The sequence below is a fragment of the Bradyrhizobium sp. 45 genome (assembly GCF_023073155.1).
Lineage (GTDB): Bacteria > Pseudomonadota > Alphaproteobacteria > Rhizobiales > Xanthobacteraceae > Bradyrhizobium > Bradyrhizobium canariense_D.
In genome coordinates this window covers 1109881-1125146 of record NZ_JADPIX010000122.1, presented here as the reverse complement: position 1 = coordinate 1125146, position 15266 = coordinate 1109881, and the positions used below count along the sequence as shown (strand labels likewise).

The 15266-nt window shown below is 64.8% G+C and carries 16 protein-coding genes; 9 read left to right on the top strand and 7 right to left on the bottom strand.

Annotated elements, in window-relative coordinates; genetic code table 11:
- Positions 1-12 precede the first annotated feature (12 nt).
- The 9 genes from IVB42_RS25830 to IVB42_RS25790 all read left to right on the top strand — a co-directional run bounded on the left by IVB42_RS25830 (position 13) and on the right by IVB42_RS25790 (position 9524).
- Entirely contained in the window at positions 13-720 is a 708-nt protein-coding gene (locus IVB42_RS25830; protein ID WP_018453889.1) for a flagellar hook capping FlgD N-terminal domain-containing protein, read from the top strand.
- A gap of 361 nt (positions 721-1081) precedes the next feature.
- Positions 1082-1357, top strand: coding sequence for a DUF1153 domain-containing protein (locus tag IVB42_RS25825; protein ID WP_002714638.1), 276 nt, complete (start codon positions 1082-1084; stop codon positions 1355-1357).
- A 192-nt stretch (positions 1358-1549) separates the two neighbouring features.
- A complete protein-coding gene (gene fliF, locus IVB42_RS25820; protein WP_085349194.1) occupies positions 1550-3157 on the top strand; it encodes a flagellar basal-body MS-ring/collar protein FliF in 1608 nt (535 codons plus the stop codon).
- A 17-nt stretch (positions 3158-3174) separates the two neighbouring features.
- Positions 3175-4266 carry a flagellar motor switch protein FliG gene (gene fliG, locus IVB42_RS25815; protein ID WP_018453886.1) on the top strand — a complete coding sequence of 364 codons (1092 nt, stop codon included), beginning with the start codon at positions 3175-3177 and terminating at the stop codon, positions 4264-4266.
- On the top strand, positions 4266-4886 hold the full coding sequence (locus IVB42_RS25810; RefSeq protein WP_018453885.1) for a FliH/SctL family protein: 621 nt from the start codon (positions 4266-4268) through the stop codon (positions 4884-4886). The genes fliG and IVB42_RS25810 overlap by 1 nt, the downstream gene beginning before the upstream one ends.
- Positions 4887-4889: 3 nt before the next feature.
- On the top strand, positions 4890-5240 hold the full coding sequence (fliN, locus tag IVB42_RS25805) for a flagellar motor switch protein FliN (RefSeq protein WP_007596160.1): 351 nt from the start codon (positions 4890-4892) through the stop codon (positions 5238-5240).
- Between the two features lie 44 nt (positions 5241-5284).
- On the top strand, positions 5285-6670 hold the full coding sequence (locus IVB42_RS25800; protein ID WP_026232617.1) for a sigma-54 dependent transcriptional regulator: 1386 nt from the start codon (positions 5285-5287) through the stop codon (positions 6668-6670).
- Positions 6671-6960: 290 nt separating this feature from the next.
- Complete coding sequence (locus IVB42_RS25795) at positions 6961-8211, top strand: vanadium-dependent haloperoxidase (RefSeq protein WP_247395349.1); 1251 nt, start codon at positions 6961-6963, stop codon at positions 8209-8211.
- A gap of 164 nt (positions 8212-8375) precedes the next feature.
- Positions 8376-9524 (top strand): M20 family metallopeptidase, encoded by a 1149-nt coding sequence (locus tag IVB42_RS25790; protein WP_085349193.1) that lies wholly within the window; start codon positions 8376-8378, stop codon positions 9522-9524.
- A 30-nt stretch (positions 9525-9554) separates the two neighbouring features.
- Here the strand turns inward: IVB42_RS25790 and IVB42_RS25785 are convergent, their stop codons facing one another.
- The 7 genes from IVB42_RS25785 to IVB42_RS25755 form a co-directional block, all read right to left on the bottom strand.
- Complete coding sequence (locus IVB42_RS25785; RefSeq protein WP_007596165.1) at positions 9555-9710, bottom strand: hypothetical protein; 156 nt, start codon at positions 9708-9710, stop codon at positions 9555-9557.
- Between the two features lie 98 nt (positions 9711-9808).
- Positions 9809-10390, bottom strand: a complete 582-nt coding sequence (locus IVB42_RS25780; protein ID WP_026232615.1) for a flavin reductase family protein — start codon at positions 10388-10390, stop codon at positions 9809-9811.
- A gap of 31 nt (positions 10391-10421) precedes the next feature.
- A complete protein-coding gene (locus IVB42_RS25775) occupies positions 10422-11258 on the bottom strand; it encodes an ATP-binding cassette domain-containing protein (RefSeq protein ID WP_018453879.1) in 837 nt (278 codons plus the stop codon).
- A 20-nt stretch (positions 11259-11278) separates the two neighbouring features.
- Positions 11279-12085 carry an aliphatic sulfonate ABC transporter permease SsuC gene (ssuC, locus tag IVB42_RS25770; protein WP_018453878.1) on the bottom strand — a complete coding sequence of 269 codons (807 nt, stop codon included), beginning with the start codon at positions 12083-12085 and terminating at the stop codon, positions 11279-11281.
- Positions 12082-13248, bottom strand: coding sequence for an FMNH2-dependent alkanesulfonate monooxygenase (ssuD, locus tag IVB42_RS25765; RefSeq protein ID WP_245288374.1), 1167 nt, complete (start codon positions 13246-13248; stop codon positions 12082-12084). The genes ssuC and ssuD overlap by 4 nt, the downstream gene beginning before the upstream one ends.
- Positions 13249-13256: 8 nt before the next feature.
- Positions 13257-14210 (bottom strand): sulfonate ABC transporter substrate-binding protein, encoded by a 954-nt coding sequence (locus IVB42_RS25760; protein ID WP_018453876.1) that lies wholly within the window; start codon positions 14208-14210, stop codon positions 13257-13259.
- Positions 14211-14248: 38 nt separating this feature from the next.
- Positions 14249-15211 (bottom strand): sulfonate ABC transporter substrate-binding protein, encoded by a 963-nt coding sequence (locus tag IVB42_RS25755; protein ID WP_026232614.1) that lies wholly within the window; start codon positions 15209-15211, stop codon positions 14249-14251.
- Positions 15212-15266: the final 55 nt, after the last annotated feature.

The following is a 15266-nucleotide window of genomic DNA, read 5'->3' as shown; positions in this document are numbered from 1 at the left end:
GAGTATTCGATCATGACCACCACGAATGCCGCCACCGCCCCGTCCGTCGTCTCGGGCACGACCGACCTGCCGAAATCCTCGTCGAACCCAAGCCTGGGCTCGACCACCGGCGCGACGCTCGCCGGCAACTTCCAGACCTTCCTGACGCTGCTGACGACGCAGCTGCAGAACCAGAACCCGCTCGATCCGCTCGACACCAACCAGTTCACCCAGCAGCTGGTGCAGTTCGCCGGGGTCGAGCAGCAGCTCAAGACCAACGACTCGCTGTCCCAGCTCGTCACCCTGCAGCAGACCACGCAGGCGACCCAGGCGCTGGGCTTCGTCGGCAAGACCGCCCTGGTCGACGGCACCACCGGGACCATGACGAATTCGTCGGCGACCTGGCATCTCAACGTGCCGAGCGACGCCACGGTCGACATCACCATCGCCAATGCCAGCGGCCAGACCGTGTTCACCGGCAAATACACCGCCGGCGCCGGCACCGACGTTCCGTTCACCTGGAACGGCCAGGGCAATGACGGCACGCAATGGCCCGACGGCAAGTACACGATCTCGGCCACGGGCAAGGATGTCGCCAACAACAATGTCGGCATCGCTGCGCAGGTGCAGGGCACGGTGTCATCCGTCGACCTGACCCAGTCGCCGCCGCTGCTGACCATCGACGGCGCCAGCTACACGCTGAGCCAGGTCAAGAGCATCATCGCGACGGCCAGCAATTAAAGGCGGAATGCCCCTGGATAACGGTGTCGTCCTGGCGAAGCCAGACCCATTGCCACCGAAAGTCGCTTTGGTTCGTAACCCCGAGTCGTCGTAGCGACTCCTCCCTGGGGTAATGGGTCCTGGCTTTCGCCAGGACGACAATTGGGGTCTTGCAGCGCCGCGCGCAGGCCTCGTTCGTTAGTAAAGTATTTACGAACACCCCCTTCGGCCCGCCTGGACGCACCGTCCCGCCGGCCGAGTCGGCTGCGTTCCAGCCATTTTCAACGAGAATTGTATTGAAGCCTTAGGCTTAGCGGATTTTTAAGCCGGCGCGCGTAGGGTTCCTGAGTGAGTTCAGTGGTTGAGAGTTTGTGAGTACGCCATGACAGAACCCCATCGCCCGAGGGTAAAATACGTCATCGGGCCGGACGGTAGTCCGTTGACGATTGCGGATCTGCCTGCACCCGGCACCAAACGCTGGGTCATCCGCCGCAAGGCCGAGGTCGTCGCCGCAGTTCGTGGCGGTCTTCTCTCCCTCGAGGAGGCCTGCAGCCGTTACACGCTGACGGTTGACGAATTCCTCTCCTGGCAGTTTTCGATCGACCAGCATGGTCTGGCGGGACTTCGCACCACCCGTATCCAACAATATCGCCAGTAGGCAATCCGGAAATCTGCGGCTTTTGACGAAAATCGGCCTCGTCTTGCGAGGCCGATTTTTTTCATGCTTCGTTTTGGCGCGACTTTTGTCGCAGCTCTTAACCTTCGTTAACCATATCGAAACCATCACCTAGGCAATAATTGCCCAGTCGGCCTTTCCTGTGAAAGCAGCCGAATCTGTCGGGGCGGTTGCTTGCAAGGTCTTGCGGACTTTCTGAAGGGTATCGGAGCCGCCCGGTTCGGGGCGATGATCGCGGTCACCGCCGCGCTCGTCGGCTTTTTCGCGTTCGTCATCATGCGCGTCACCACGCCGCAGATGACGACGCTGTTCACCGACCTCAGCGTCGAGGACTCCTCGGGCATCATCAAGGACCTGGAGCGTCAGGGCATCCAGTTCGAGCTGCGCAACGAGGGCACCATCATCATGGTGCCCAAGGACAAGGTCACCCGGCTGCGGATGAAGCTCGCCGAGGGCGGCCTGCCCAAGGGCGGCGGCGTCGGCTACGAGGTGTTCGACAAGTCGGATGCGCTCGGCACCACCTCTTTCGTCCAGAACATCAACCATCTCCGCGCGCTGGAAGGCGAGCTCGCCCGCACCATCCGCGCCATCGACCGCATCCAGGCCGCCCGCGTCCATCTGGTGCTGCCCGAGCGCCCGCTGTTCTCGCGCGAGGCGCCGGAGCCGTCGGCCTCGATCGTGGTGCGGGTCCGCGGCGCGCTGGAAGCCCAGCAGATCCGCGCCATCCGCCACCTCGTCGCCTCGGCCGTGAACGGGCTGAAGCCGCAGCGGGTCTCGATCGTCGACGAGACCGGGCAGCTGCTCGCCGACGGCGCCCAGACCGATCCGGACCAGCAGATCGGCGACGAGCGCCGCACCGCCTTCGAGAAGCGGATGCGCAAGCAGGTCGAGGACATCGTCTCCTCCGTGGTGGGGACGGGACGCGCCCGGGTCCAGCTCTCCGCCGATTTCGACTTCAACAAGGTCACCCAGACCTCGGACAAGTACGATCCCGAAGGCCGCGTGCTGCGCTCGAGCCAGACCCGCGAAGAGCAGAGCATGACCGCCGACAACAACGGCCAGGTCACCGTCAACAACGAATTGCCGGGCAACCAGCAGAACGGCGGCGTTGCGGCCAAGGACCAGAGCAAGAAGAGCGAAGAGACCAACAATTACGAGATCTCCCGCACCACCAAGACCGAGGTGACCGAGGCCGGCCGGGTCAACCGCATCTCGGTCGCGGTGCTGGTCGACGGCATCTACTCCAAGAACGAGAAGGGCGATCTGGCCTACCAGGACCGCACCAAGGAGCAGCTCGACCGCATCGCCACGCTGGTGCGCTCGGCGATCGGCTTCGACCAGAAGCGCGGCGATCAGGTCGAGGTGGTCAATCTGCGCTTTGCCGATGCCCCCTCCACCCCCCCGATCGCCGAGCCGAGCGGCTTACTCGGCATGCTCCAGTTCACCAAGGACGACGTCATGTACTTCGTCGAGCTCGGCGTGATGATGCTGCTCGGCCTGGTCGTGCTGTTCCTGGTGGTCCGGCCGCTGGTCAAGCGCATCCTGGCATCCGACGAAGTCGCAGCCGCCATCTCCGGCGCCCTCACCGGTCCGGCGAGCGACGAGGCCGCGCCTGCCAGCCAGGCGCTCTTGCCGAGCGGCGCCGCGAGCGCGATCGACGTCGCCACGGTCCAGGGCCAGGTCCATGCCCAATCCGTCCATCGCGTCGGCGAACTCGCCGAGCGCAATCCCAACGAGACCGTCGCCATCATCCGCCAATGGCTGACCGAACCCACGAAATAATCGAGAAGTGATCTGATATGGCCGCCGCCCTGCAAAACGCCAATTCCAACGACATCACCAGCGTGATCTCCACGCTCGGTCAGCGTGCGGGCAGCCGCGGAGGCGCGAAGACCGAAGCGGTGGCGGGGCCGAAGCGCGCCGCGATCCTGATGCTGGCGCTCGGCGAGCAATATGGCGGCAAGATCTGGTCGCTGCTCGACGACGACGAGGTGCGCCAGCTCTCCCTGGAAATGTCGACGCTCGGCACTGTCGAGGTCGACACCGTGGAGGACATGCTGCTCGAATTCGTCTCGCGGATGTCGGCCTCCGGCGCGCTGATGGGCAATTTCGACGCCACCGAACGGCTGCTCCAGCAATACCTGGCCCCCGAGCGCGTCAACGGCATCATGGACGAAATCCGCGGCCCCGCCGGCCGCAACATGTGGGAGAAGCTCTCCAACGTGCAGGAAGAGGTGCTCGCCAACTATCTCAAGAACGAATATCCGCAGACCATCGCGGTGGTGCTGTCGAAGCTGAAGCCGGAACACGCCGCGCGCGTGCTCGGCATCTTCCCGGAGGACCTGGCGCTCGACGTCGTCAACCGCATGCTGAAGATGGAGGCGGTGCAGAAGGAGGTGATCGAGAGCGTGGAGAAGACGCTGCGCACCGAATTCATGTCCAATTTGTCACAGACCCGCCGACGCGACGCCCACGAGGTGATGGCGGAAATCTTCAACAATTTCGACCGCCAGACCGAAACGCGCTTCATCACCTCGCTGGAAGAGGACAACCGCGAATCGGCCGAGCGGATCAAGGCGCTGATGTTTACCTTCGACGACCTCGTGAAGCTGGATTCCGGCTCCGCCCAGACCCTGATGCGCAACGTCGACAAGGACAAGCTCGGCGTCGCGCTCAAGAGCGCCAACGAGGACGTCCGCAACTTCTTCTTCGGCAACATGTCCTCGCGTGCGGCAAAAATGCTCCAGGACGACATGGCGGCGATGGGCCCGGTCCGCCTGCGCGACGTCGACGAGGCTCAGGCGCTGCTGGTCAACCTCGCCAAGGATCTCGCCGCCAAGGGCGAGATCATGCTGACCAAGAACCGCGCCGACGACGAGCTGGTGTATTGATGGCCGCTCCGGCAAAATTCCTGTTCGACAACGACTTTGCAGCGCCCGACCGGACGCGCGAGAAGGCCGCCACCGCGGCCGAGATCGCCCAGAAGGTCGCGGAAGCCGAGGCGCGCGCCTATCAGGACGGCTTCGCCGCCGGCCAGCGCGAGGCCAAGGCCGAGAGCGACCGCCGTGTCGCGCTCGCCATGGAAGAGATCAACATCGCCATCCGCGGCATCGCTTCGGGCATCGGCAACATCGAATCCAAGATGGAAACCGAGGCGGTCGACGTCGCGGTCGCGGTGGCGCGCAAGCTGTGCGCCGATCTGGTCGCCGCCGAGCCGCTCGGCGAGATCGTCGCGCTGGTCAAGGACTGCTTCTCGCATCTGGTCGCGACGCCGCATCTCGTCGTCCGCATCAACGACGCGCTCTACGATTCCGCGCGCGAGAACATCGAGCGCCTGGCTAGGCAGAACGGCTTCGAAGGCCGGCTGGTGATTCTGGCCGAACCCGAGATTGCCACCGGCGACTGCCGGATCGAATGGGCCGATGGCGGCGTCGTGCTGGAGCGCGCCGCCATCACGGCCAAGATCGACGAAATGGTGGGACGCTATGTTGCGTCCCGCAGGGGGAGTTAAGCCATGAGCGACACTGACGGACAGGTCCCGCTGCCCGATCTCAACGGCCCGATGCCGCCTACCGGCACCGACGTCGGCTACAACGAGGACGAATACGCGACGCGCGCCGCCGCCGACCTCGAGGCCGTGTTCGACGTTCCGGTGCAGGTCTCGGCCGTGCTCGGCCGCTCCAAGATGGACGTCAGCGAGCTGTTGAAGCTCGGACCCGGGACCGTGCTCGAGCTCGACCGGCGCGTCGGCGAGGCCATCGACATCTATGTCAACAACAAGCTGGTCGCCCGCGGCGAAGTGGTCCTGGTCGAGGACAAGCTCGGCGTGACCATGACCGAAATCATCAAGACTGAACGCGCCTAAAGCGACGACGCGCGGCAGCGCGTCCAGACGGACAGGAGACTGATATGCGGCTTCTCATCGTTGGCACATTGAAGGGCCAGCTCACCACCGCCACCAAGATCGCGATGGCGAACGGCGCCACCGTGACCCACGCCGAGGATAACGAACAGGCAATGCGCGTGCTGCGCGGCGGCAAGGGTGCCGACCTGCTGCTGGTCGACGTCGCCCTCGACATCCGCGATCTCGTGATGCGGCTCGAGGCCGAGCACATCCACGCGCCGATCGTCGCCTGCGGCATCACCAACGACGCCCGCGCCGCGGTCGCCGCGATCCACGCCGGCGCCAAGGAATACATCCCGCTGCCGCCGGACCCGGAACTGATCGCGGCGGTGCTGGCTGCCGTCGCCAACGATTCCCGCGAGCTGGTCTATCGCGACGAGGCGATGGCCAAGGTGATCAAGCTCGCCCAGCAGATCGCAGGCTCGGACGCTTCGGTGATGATCACCGGCGAATCCGGGACAGGCAAGGAAGTGCTGGCTCGCTACGTCCACACCCGCTCGGCCCGCGCCAAGCGCCCGTTCATCTCGATCAACTGCGCCGCGATCCCCGAGCATCTGCTGGAGTCCGAGCTGTTCGGCCACGAGAAGGGTGCCTTCACCGGCGCGATCGCCCGCCGCATCGGCAAGTTCGAGGAGGCAACCGGCGGCACGCTGCTGCTCGACGAAATCTCGGAGATGGACGTCCGCCTGCAATCGAAACTGCTCCGCGCCATCCAGGAGCGCGTGATCGACCGTGTCGGCGGCACCAAGCCCGTCCCGGTGGACATCCGCATCATCGCGACCTCGAACCGCAACCTGGTGGACGCGGTGCGCGAGGGCACGTTCCGCGAGGACCTCTTGTTCCGGCTCAACGTCGTGAACCTGAAGATCCCGCCGCTGCGCGAGCGTCCCGCCGACATTCTCGAGCTCGCCCAGCACTTCGTGAAGAAATACGCCGAAGCCAATGGCGTGCCGATGCGCCCGATCTCGGCGGAAGCGCGCCGGGTGCTGTCCACCAACCGCTGGCAGGGCAACGTCCGCGAACTCGAAAACACCATGCACCGGTCAGTCCTGATGGCGCAGGGCGACGAGATCGGCGCCGATGCGATCCTCACGCCCGACGGCGACCGCCTCGACCTCGCCAAAACCGTGCCGGCCGTGGCCCATGCCACCATGGCCGCCGAGCAGGTGACGCGGGCCCTGGTTGGCCGCACCGTCGCCGACGTCGAGCGTGACCTGATCCTGGAGACGCTGAAGCACTGCCTCGGCAACCGGACCCATGCCGCCAATATCCTGGGCATCTCGATCCGTACGCTGCGCAACAAGCTCAACGAATATTCCGACGGCGGCATTCCGATCACGCCAGCGGGAACGCCGGGTGAATATCCACGCATGCCGATGGTGGGGGCGTAGGCGCTCTACGCTGACTGAGAGAAACGAATGCCCGGGCTGGTCCCGGGCATTTTTCTTTGAGAAGAACGCAAAGCAGTCACCACAATCCGTGGCTTCCGGCGAAAGTCAGGATCCATTACTCAGTGCGAACGGTAAGCCACGCCGACCCATTCGGAGCTACTCTTCCGCCGCGTGAAGCAGTTCACAATCAAACCACAACAAGATGGTTAAAGTCCTCGAGCCGCGCGACGTGATGTCGGGCAGAGCCGCATTGGTCTCGCGAAACGTCCTTTACATCGAAAGGGCATCCCATGAAGAACTCGTCGTGGACCATCTTCCGCCTCTCATTGATTGTAACGCTGCTCGCAGCGTCGGCGCCGCTTGCGCGCGCCGACGTGATCATGGATTGGAATGCAAAGGCCGACGCGATCGCCACTGAAAAGCAAATCCTTCCAGCGCCCCACAGCCGTGCCTTGTCTATGATGCACGTCGCGATGTTCGAGGCGGTCAACGCGATCGATCGCCGGTACGCGCCTTACAAGCTTGCCCTATCCACGGATCGTTCGACGTCGCGGGAAGCTGCGGCCGCAGTTGCGGGTCACGACGTGCTGCTGTCGCTCTATCCGGACCTCAAGCCGGAGCTGGATGCGGCGCTGACGAGTTCTCTGGTGCCGATCGCCGACGGCGAGTCCAAGATCGCGGGCATCGGCCTCGGCAAGGAGGCCGCGATGCAGATCATCGCGCTTCGTGAGAACGATGGCAGCGCCGCCCTTGAAACTTACCGGCCCCTGACAACGGCGGGTGCCTACGTTCCGACGACCGTCCCGCTGTTCTCGATCGCGGGCGCGACGACGCCCTGGGTCATGACGTCCGGATCTCAGTATCGCCCCGGCCCGCCGCCGGCGCTCGGTTCAGAGCTGTGGACCCGGGACGTCAACGAAATCCGCGAGGTCGGCAGCCGAACAAGTGTGATCCGGACGCCCGAGCAAACCACGGTCGGTCGATTTTGGTTCTTTGTCGGTGCCCGCACCTACAATCCGATCGTGAGGCAGGCGGCAACGGCCAAGGGCATGGATCTCGTCGACTGCGCCCGGCTGTACGCGCTGACCTCAATTGCCGGCAACGACGCCTTCGTCGCCGTTTTCGACGCGAAGTACCACTACAATTTCTGGCGGCCGATCACGGCCATACGCAACGCCGACCTGACATCGAACGCAGCGACGCCTCGCGACGCATCCTGGCTGCCGCTGGGGGACACGCCGATGCATCCGGAATATCCCTGTGCTCACTGCATTACGTCGGCAGCGATTTCGACCGTGCTCCAGACCATCGTTGGAGATTTCGGCGAGTTCTCGGTGACCAGCCCCACGGCACCAGGCGTCACCCGCAAATGGACGCGGGTCCAGGACTATAGCGACGAAGTCTCCAACGCCCGTATCTGGGCCGGCTTTCACTATCGGTTCTCGACCGAGATCGGCAAGGAGATGGGCCGGAAGATCGGCGCGCTGACCGTCGCCACGCAGCTTCGCGGCGTGGAAGCGATGGCGGAGCCGAGGCGTTAGCCGGTTGCCACACGCTCAACTTCGTTCTGGCGAAAGCCGGGACGACGTGGAAGGCACGGTGCGTCCAATTCCGTGGACCGGCGACATGGCCGCACCGCGTTCTCCGACTAGGTCACACCGGCGCTAGGCCCTATAACCCGCGTGAGAACCACGCGAGGGTCAACATGTCTCAAGCTCAAATCACGGACTGGCTGGCGACGCAGCGGCAGGCGATGATCGACCTGCTGCGCGATGTCGTGAACATCGATTCCGGGTCGTATGACAAGGAAGGCGTCGATGCGGTCGGGGCGCGGTTCGAGCGGCATTTCGCCGAGCATGGCATTCCGTTCCGGCGCGAAAGCCATGCCACATTCGGCGATGCCATCCATGCCGAAGTCGCAAAGCCCGGCAGCAACGAGAAGCCGGTGCTGTTGATGGGACATCGCGACACCGTGTTCGGCAAGGGCGAGGCCGCGCGGCGTCCGTTCACGATTCAAGACAAGCGCGCCTATGGTCCTGGTGTTGCCGACATGAAGTCCGGCGTCGTCATGAACATATTCGTCGCAACCGCGTTCCACAAATTCGGCGGCAACCCGCACCCGATCAAGCTGCTGATCACCTCGGACGAGGAGATCGGCTCGCCCTCCTCGCGGCCGGTGATCGAGCGCGAAGGGCGCGCCGCGCGCGCCGTGTTCAATTCCGAGCCGGGCCGCCCGACCGGCAATATCGTCACGGGGCGCAAGGGCGGCATCTTCATGCATGTCGCGATCACCGGCAAAGCCGCGCATTCCGGCGCCAATTTCGCCGCCGGCGTCAGCGCGATCGGCGAGCTCGCGCACAAGATCGTCCATATCCACGCGCTGACTGATCTCGACAAGGGCATCACGCTCAATGTCGGCCTCGTCTCGGGCGGGCAGTCCGTCAACACGACGGCGCCTTACGCCGAAGGACAGATCGACCTGCGCTACGTCGATCCGGCGGACCGCGCGAGGGTGATGGCCGCGATCGAGACCATCATCGCGACGTCCTACGTTCCTGGCACCAGCGCGACGCTGACGGTCAAAGGCGAGTTCGTGCCGGTGGTACAGAGCGCCGATTCAAGGGCGCTGTTCGAGAACTATCAGGCCGCCGCAAGGCAGGCCGGCCTCACCACGCTCCAGGGCGAGTTCTCCGGCGGCTGCGCCGATTCCGGCTTCACCGCCGCGGTCGGGACACCGACCATCTGCGGGCTCGGCCCGGTCGGCGGGCTCGCGCACTCGCCGGAGGAATATCTCGAGCTCGACAGCATCGTGCCGCGCGCACAGGCGCTGGCGCTGGCGATCTTGCGGGGGTAAAAACAGGTGCCGCGCCCGCCCGCGAAAACCTCACGAATAGCTCGGCGCATCCGGCCTGCGGAAGATCTGGATGGGGTCGCCCGGCACGATCGGATGGCCGCTGAACATCGCATAGGCATAGAGCGCGAGATAGGCGATCGCGAGCGCGCCGACCGCATAGAAGGCCCAGGTCGCGACGCGTTTCATCATTGCGCTCCATTGCTGTCCCGGCGGGAGGCTCAGGCAGCGCTTCTAGAGCGATGAGGAGGAAAACGCCAGCCTGCACGGCCTGTCGCCGGCGGCGATCAAATGCCGCGCCGTACCTGGGTGGGAACGCTGACGTCCGCAAGCCGGAGTGCGTCTTCGTCCTGATCCACCGCCACGTACTGGCCGTGCCAATAGGCCAGCGCAGCGTTGCGGGTCGAATTCCTGACGTCTCTGACACGCCCGATGATGATCCCGTGCGAATGGCGCTCGAAGATCTCTTCGACCTCGCAATCGACGGCGGACAATGCGCCAACCAGCAGCGGAACACCCGAGACCGCCGTCACCCATCTGGCGCCCGCGAAACGATCGGCACCCTTGAGCCCGCCCTTGCCGGCAAAGCGCTCGGCGATGTCGAGCTGATCGGCCGCGAGGATGTTCACGCCGAAGGCGCCGTGGCGCCGGATCAGCGGGAAGGAGGAGGCGTCGCGGTTGATGCTGACGATCAGCGTCGGCGGATCGACCGAGAACGAGCTGACCGAGGTGACGGTCATGCCGGTGATGTCCTTGCCCCGTCCGGCGGTGATGACGCTGACGCCGCCGGTAAGGTGGCGCATGGCGCCGCGGAAATCGGCGGAGGAGACGGCATTTTCGGTCATGAGATCGCGGGGCACTACATTCATGGCTTCGTCCCCAAGCGGGGTCCCTGTCTATCTAGGTACGATCGTCCGCCGACAAAAGGTGGCTCAGGATCGAGCCTTCGAGACCCGCGAGCTCGGCCGAACCGCGTTGGCGGGGCCGGGCCGTGTTAACCACGACGTCATGGGCGATCCGCCCTTCCTCGATCACCAGCACCCGGTCGGCCAGCGCGACCGCCTCGGCGACATCGTGGGTCACCAGGATCGCGGTAAAGCCCTGGTCGCGCCAGACGCGCTCCAGCAACCGTTGCATCGAGATGCGGGTCAACGCGTCCAGCGCGCCAAGCGGCTCGTCGAAGGCGAGCACGCGGGGGCGCGAGACCAGCGCGCGGGCAAGCGCCACGCGCTGCTTCTGGCCGCCCGACAGCACCGAGGGCCACTGGTCGCGCTTGTCGGTCAGTCCGACTTCGGTCAACGCCTTATCGGCGCGTGTATGCGCATCACTGGATGGACGATCGCGGCCAAGGCCGACCTCGACATTGGAGAGAACGCGGGCCCAGGGCAACAGCCGAGGCTCCTGGAACATCACGCGGATATCCTCGGGCTTCACCGCGTCGCCCAGCGAGATGCTGCCGGCTTCGAACTTCTCCAGGCCGGCGATGAGGCGCAGCAGCGTGCTCTTGCCGCAGCCGCTCTTGCCCACGATGGCGACGAACTGGCCGGCGGGGATCTGCAGGTCGATGCCACGCAGCACCTCGTTGTCGCCGTAGGATTTGCGCAGGCCGCAGATGCTGAGCGGCAGGCCAGAGGTCTGCACCGGGCGCTCCTCGCGCACGACGCGGGCGTGAGGCGCGAAATTGGCCCGGCTGGCGAGTTCGGTGTCCGGAAGGGAGGTACGAAGGGCTGTCTGCATGTGATTCCCAGTATGTCTGCTCAGCGTTTCCAATAAGCGGGGTGCCAGGAGAGCGTCAGGCGCTCCAGCACGCGGGAGGCGCTGTCGGCGAGCTTGCCGAGCAGCGCGTAGATCAGGATCGAGAGCACCACGACGTCGATCAGCATGAACTCGCGCGCCTGCATCGCCATGTAGCCGAGCCCCGAGGACGCCGCGATGGTCTCCGCGACGATCAGGGTCAACCACATGATGCCGAGGGCGAAGCGGATGCCGACGAAGATCGAGGGCAGCGCGCCCGGGAAGATCACGCGGCGGAACAGCTCGCCGTCGCTCATGCCGTAGATCCGCCCCATCTCGATCAGCTGCGGGTCGACGGTGCGGATGCCGTGCAGCGTGTTGAGGTAGATCGGGAAGAACACGCCGAGCGCGACCAAAAACAGCTTCGCGCTCTCGTCGATGCCGAACCACAGGATGACCAGCGGGATCAGCGCCAGATGCGGCACGTTGCGCACCATCTGCAGCGTGGTGTCGGTGAGCTTTGACGACAGCTGCGACAGGCCATTGGCGAGGCCGAAGGCAAAGCCGATGCTGCCGCCGATCAGGAAGCCGATCGAGGCGCGCCAGAACGAGACCCAGATGTTGCGAACGAGCTCGCCGGAGAGCAGCAGCTTCCAGCCCGCAAGCAACACGTCGCTCGGCGCCGGCAGCACCCGCGTCGGCACGAAGCCGGTGACGCTGGCGACCTGCCAGATCGCAATGATGGCGAGCGGCACGATCCACTGGATCAGGCCGTCGACGCGCGGCAGGCGCAAACTGCGGGGAAGTGAAACGCTGTCGATCAGACTCATGACTGCGACACCTTCTGTTGCGGACGGAAGTCGCTGCCGACCGTTTCACCAAAAGGACCACCGTTGAAGTGCAGCCTGGTCACGTTGCTGGGCTGCTCCAGCGAGAGCAGCGGAAACACCAGCTCGGCGAAACGATAGGCTTCTTCCAGATGCGGGTAGCCCGACATGATGAAGGTATCGATGCCGATGTCCTGATACTCCCGAATGCGGGCCGCGACCGTCTGGGCGTCGCCGACCAGCGCCGTGCCAGCGCCGCCGCGCACGAGGCCGACACCGGCCCACAGGTTCGGCGCGATCTCGAGCTTGTCGCGCTTGCCGCCGTGAAGCTGCGCCATGCGCTGCTGGCCAACCGAATCCATCCGCGCAAAGTTCTTCTGCGCGGTCGCAATGGTTTCGTCGCTGACGTGCTTGATCAGCTCATTCGCCGCACGCCAGGCCGCGTCATTGGTCTCGCGGACAATCACGTGGAGCCGGATGCCGAAGGATAGTTTTCGACCGCGAGTTGCTGCGACCTCCCTCACCCTCGCGATCTTCTCGGCGACTAAGGCCGGCGGCTCGCCCCAGGTGAGATATTTGTCGACGGTGTCGACGGCGACGTCGATACCGGCATCCGACGAACCGCCGAAATAGAGCGGCGGACGCGGCGACTGAACCGGCGGAAACAGCAGCTTGCCGCCTTCGACATGGATGTGCTTGCCCTCGACATTGACGGTCTTGCCGGCGAGCAGCTCGCCATAGACGTTGAGGAACTCGCGGGTGACCTCGTAGCGCTCGTCATGGGCGAGGAAGATGCCGTCGCCCTTGTTCTCGACGGGATCGCCGCCGGTGACGACGTTGACCAGGAGCCGGCCGTTGGTGATGCGGTCCAGCGTCGCGGTCATGCGCGCGGCCACGCTCGGCGATTGCAGGCCGGGCTTGACCGCCACGAGATAGCGCAGCCGCTCGGTGAACGGCGCGACCGAGGAGGCGACGATCCAGGAATCCTCGCAAGACCGCCCGGTCGGCAGCAGCACGCCGAAATAGCCGAGCTGGTCGGCGGCCTGCGCGATCTGGCGCAGATAGTTGAAATTGACCTCGCGGCCGCCGATGCCGGTGCCGAGATAGCGGCCGTCGCCATGGGTCGGCAGGAACCAGAGGATGTTGGCGTTCGCTTGCTTGCTCATTTGTTTGCTCATGATCCTGGCTTCCGGGCCACGTCGGAAATCTTGATGGATTTGGGAATCAGGTTGAGCGCGAAGAACGCGTCCGCAACCTGCTGCTGATTGGCGATGACGGCATCGGTCAGCGGCTTGATGCCGTAGGATTGCCGCTTCAGCGCGACCTCGACCACCGGGACTGACAGGCCGATGGACGGCGCCAGCTGCTCGGCAACTGCGTGGATGTCGCCCTTGGCCCAGTCATCGACCGCGCTCAGCTCGGCCAGCACGGCGTCGACGATCCTCGGATTGGTTTCGAGGAATTTCTTCGAGGAGAAATAGAACTGGTAGTTGGCGACGATGCCGGTGCCGTCGGCGAGCGTGCGGGCGCCGGTCGCGGCTTCCGCGGCGGCCTGGAACGGATCCCAGATCACCCACGCATCGACCGCGCCGCGCTCGAAAGCGGCGCGCGCATCGGCTGGTGCGAGAAACACCGGCTCGATCTCGGAATATTTGACGCCGGCTTTCTCCAGCGCCTTGACCAGGAGGTAGTGGACATTGGAGCCCTTGTTGAGCGCGACCTTCTTGCCTTTGAGGTCGGCGACCGATTTCAGCGGGCTGTCTTTTGGCACCAGGATCGCCTCGCCCTTCGGCGCCGGCGGCTCGTAGGCGACATACTGGATCGGCGCGCCGGCGGCTTGCGCGAAGATCGGCGGGGCTTCGCCGGTGTTGCCGAAATCGATCGCGCCGATATTGAGCGCCTCGAGAAGCGGCGGGCCGGAGGGGAATTCGGTCCACACCACCTTGTAGCCGTCGGCAGCTAACTTCGGCTCCAGCGTGCCCTTGCTCTTGAGCAGCACCAGCTTGCCGTATTTCTGGTAGCCGATGCGGACGACCTTGTCCTGTCCGTAGGAGGTGCCGACCGCGGCGGCGACGATGCCGATCGACAGCACGATGGCTGCGATCAGACGCTGGATGATACGCCTCATGTTCAAACCCTTTTGAATGGGAAGGCTGGTTGGCACGATCAGGCTGCCGGGTTGCGCCAGACGATGTCGCGGATCACGATCGGCTTCGGGATCAGGCCGAGCTTGTGGAAGCGGTCGGCGACGCCCTGCTGGGTCGTGACGATGTCGTCGGTGACCGGGCCGACCACGAAATTCGCGCGATTGGCGGCGACGGTCTGGATGTCCAGTGGAACGCCGGTGACCGCGGCGAGCGATTTGGCGACCTCGTCGCGGTGCTGTTCGGCCCATTGACCAGCCGCGGTCGTCACATCGATGATCTGCTGCAGGATGGCGCCGTGATTCCTGGCGAATTCGCGGTTGGCGATGAAGAAGGAATTGGTCTTGGTGACTTCGCGCGCATTGATCAGGATGCGGCCGCCCTGCTTGGTCTCGCCGATCGCGAAATACGGATCCCAGATCGCCCAGGCCTCGATGCTGCCATTGGCAAAGGCAGGCCCGGCATCCGGCGGCGTCAGATAGACCGGCGTGATATCGGCATAGGTCAGGCCGGCTTTCTCGAGCGTCTGCACCACGATGTTGTGGGCGCTGGAGCCCTTGGTGAAGCCGACGCGCTTGCCTTTCAAGTCGGCGATGCCGCGGATCGGCGAATCCTTCGGCACCAGGATGCCCTGCCCGTTGGTGATGGGCTGGCCGGCGGCATAGACGATCGCCGCGCCCGCGGCCTGGGCGAACACCGGCGGGGAGTCGCCGACCGCGCCGAAATCGATGCTACCGACATTCATTGCCTCCATCATCGGAGGCCCCGACGAGAACTCGACCCATTTCACGTCGATGCCCAGGGGCGCGAAATGCTTTTCCAGGGCGGCCTGCTGACGCGTGATAACCAGCACGCCGGTCTTCTGGTAGCCGACACGAATGTCCTTCACCGCGCCTTGTGACGTTGCTTGCGCGTTGGCGTGCGAAACGAATGCGGCGGCTGCCGCAGTTCCAACGGATAGTTTGAGAAAATCCCGACGTTGCATCCGACACTCCCGGCCGCGTGCGGCCGTCCTTCATTCGTGCTCGGGAATGATGGGG

Bases quoted from the DNA above. Each gene is read 5' to 3' on its own strand.
- IVB42_RS25830 (WP_018453889.1), top strand. From the start codon at position 13: ATGACCACCACGAATGCCGCCACCGCCCCGTCCGTCGTCTCGGGCACG.
- IVB42_RS25825 (WP_002714638.1), top strand. From the start codon at position 1,082: ATGACAGAACCCCATCGCCCGAGGGTAAAATACGTCATCGGGCCGGAC.
- fliG (WP_018453886.1), top strand. From the start codon at position 3,175: ATGGCCGCCGCCCTGCAAAACGCCAATTCCAACGACATCACCAGCGTG.
- IVB42_RS25810 (WP_018453885.1), top strand. From the start codon at position 4,266: ATGGCCGCTCCGGCAAAATTCCTGTTCGACAACGACTTTGCAGCGCCC.
- fliN (WP_007596160.1), top strand. From the start codon at position 4,890: ATGAGCGACACTGACGGACAGGTCCCGCTGCCCGATCTCAACGGCCCG.
- IVB42_RS25800 (WP_026232617.1), top strand. From the start codon at position 5,285: ATGCGGCTTCTCATCGTTGGCACATTGAAGGGCCAGCTCACCACCGCC.
- IVB42_RS25795 (WP_247395349.1), top strand. From the start codon at position 6,961: ATGAAGAACTCGTCGTGGACCATCTTCCGCCTCTCATTGATTGTAACG.
- IVB42_RS25790 (WP_085349193.1), top strand. From the start codon at position 8,376: ATGTCTCAAGCTCAAATCACGGACTGGCTGGCGACGCAGCGGCAGGCG.
- IVB42_RS25785 (WP_007596165.1), bottom strand. From the start codon at position 9,710: ATGAAACGCGTCGCGACCTGGGCCTTCTATGCGGTCGGCGCGCTCGCG.
- IVB42_RS25780 (WP_026232615.1), bottom strand. From the start codon at position 10,390: ATGAATGTAGTGCCCCGCGATCTCATGACCGAAAATGCCGTCTCCTCC.
- IVB42_RS25775 (WP_018453879.1), bottom strand. From the start codon at position 11,258: ATGCAGACAGCCCTTCGTACCTCCCTTCCGGACACCGAACTCGCCAGC.
- ssuC (WP_018453878.1), bottom strand. From the start codon at position 12,085: ATGAGTCTGATCGACAGCGTTTCACTTCCCCGCAGTTTGCGCCTGCCG.
- ssuD (WP_245288374.1), bottom strand. From the start codon at position 13,248: ATGAGCAAGCAAGCGAACGCCAACATCCTCTGGTTCCTGCCGACCCAT.
- IVB42_RS25760 (WP_018453876.1), bottom strand. From the start codon at position 14,210: ATGAGGCGTATCATCCAGCGTCTGATCGCAGCCATCGTGCTGTCGATC.
- IVB42_RS25755 (WP_026232614.1), bottom strand. From the start codon at position 15,211: ATGCAACGTCGGGATTTTCTCAAACTATCCGTTGGAACTGCGGCAGCC.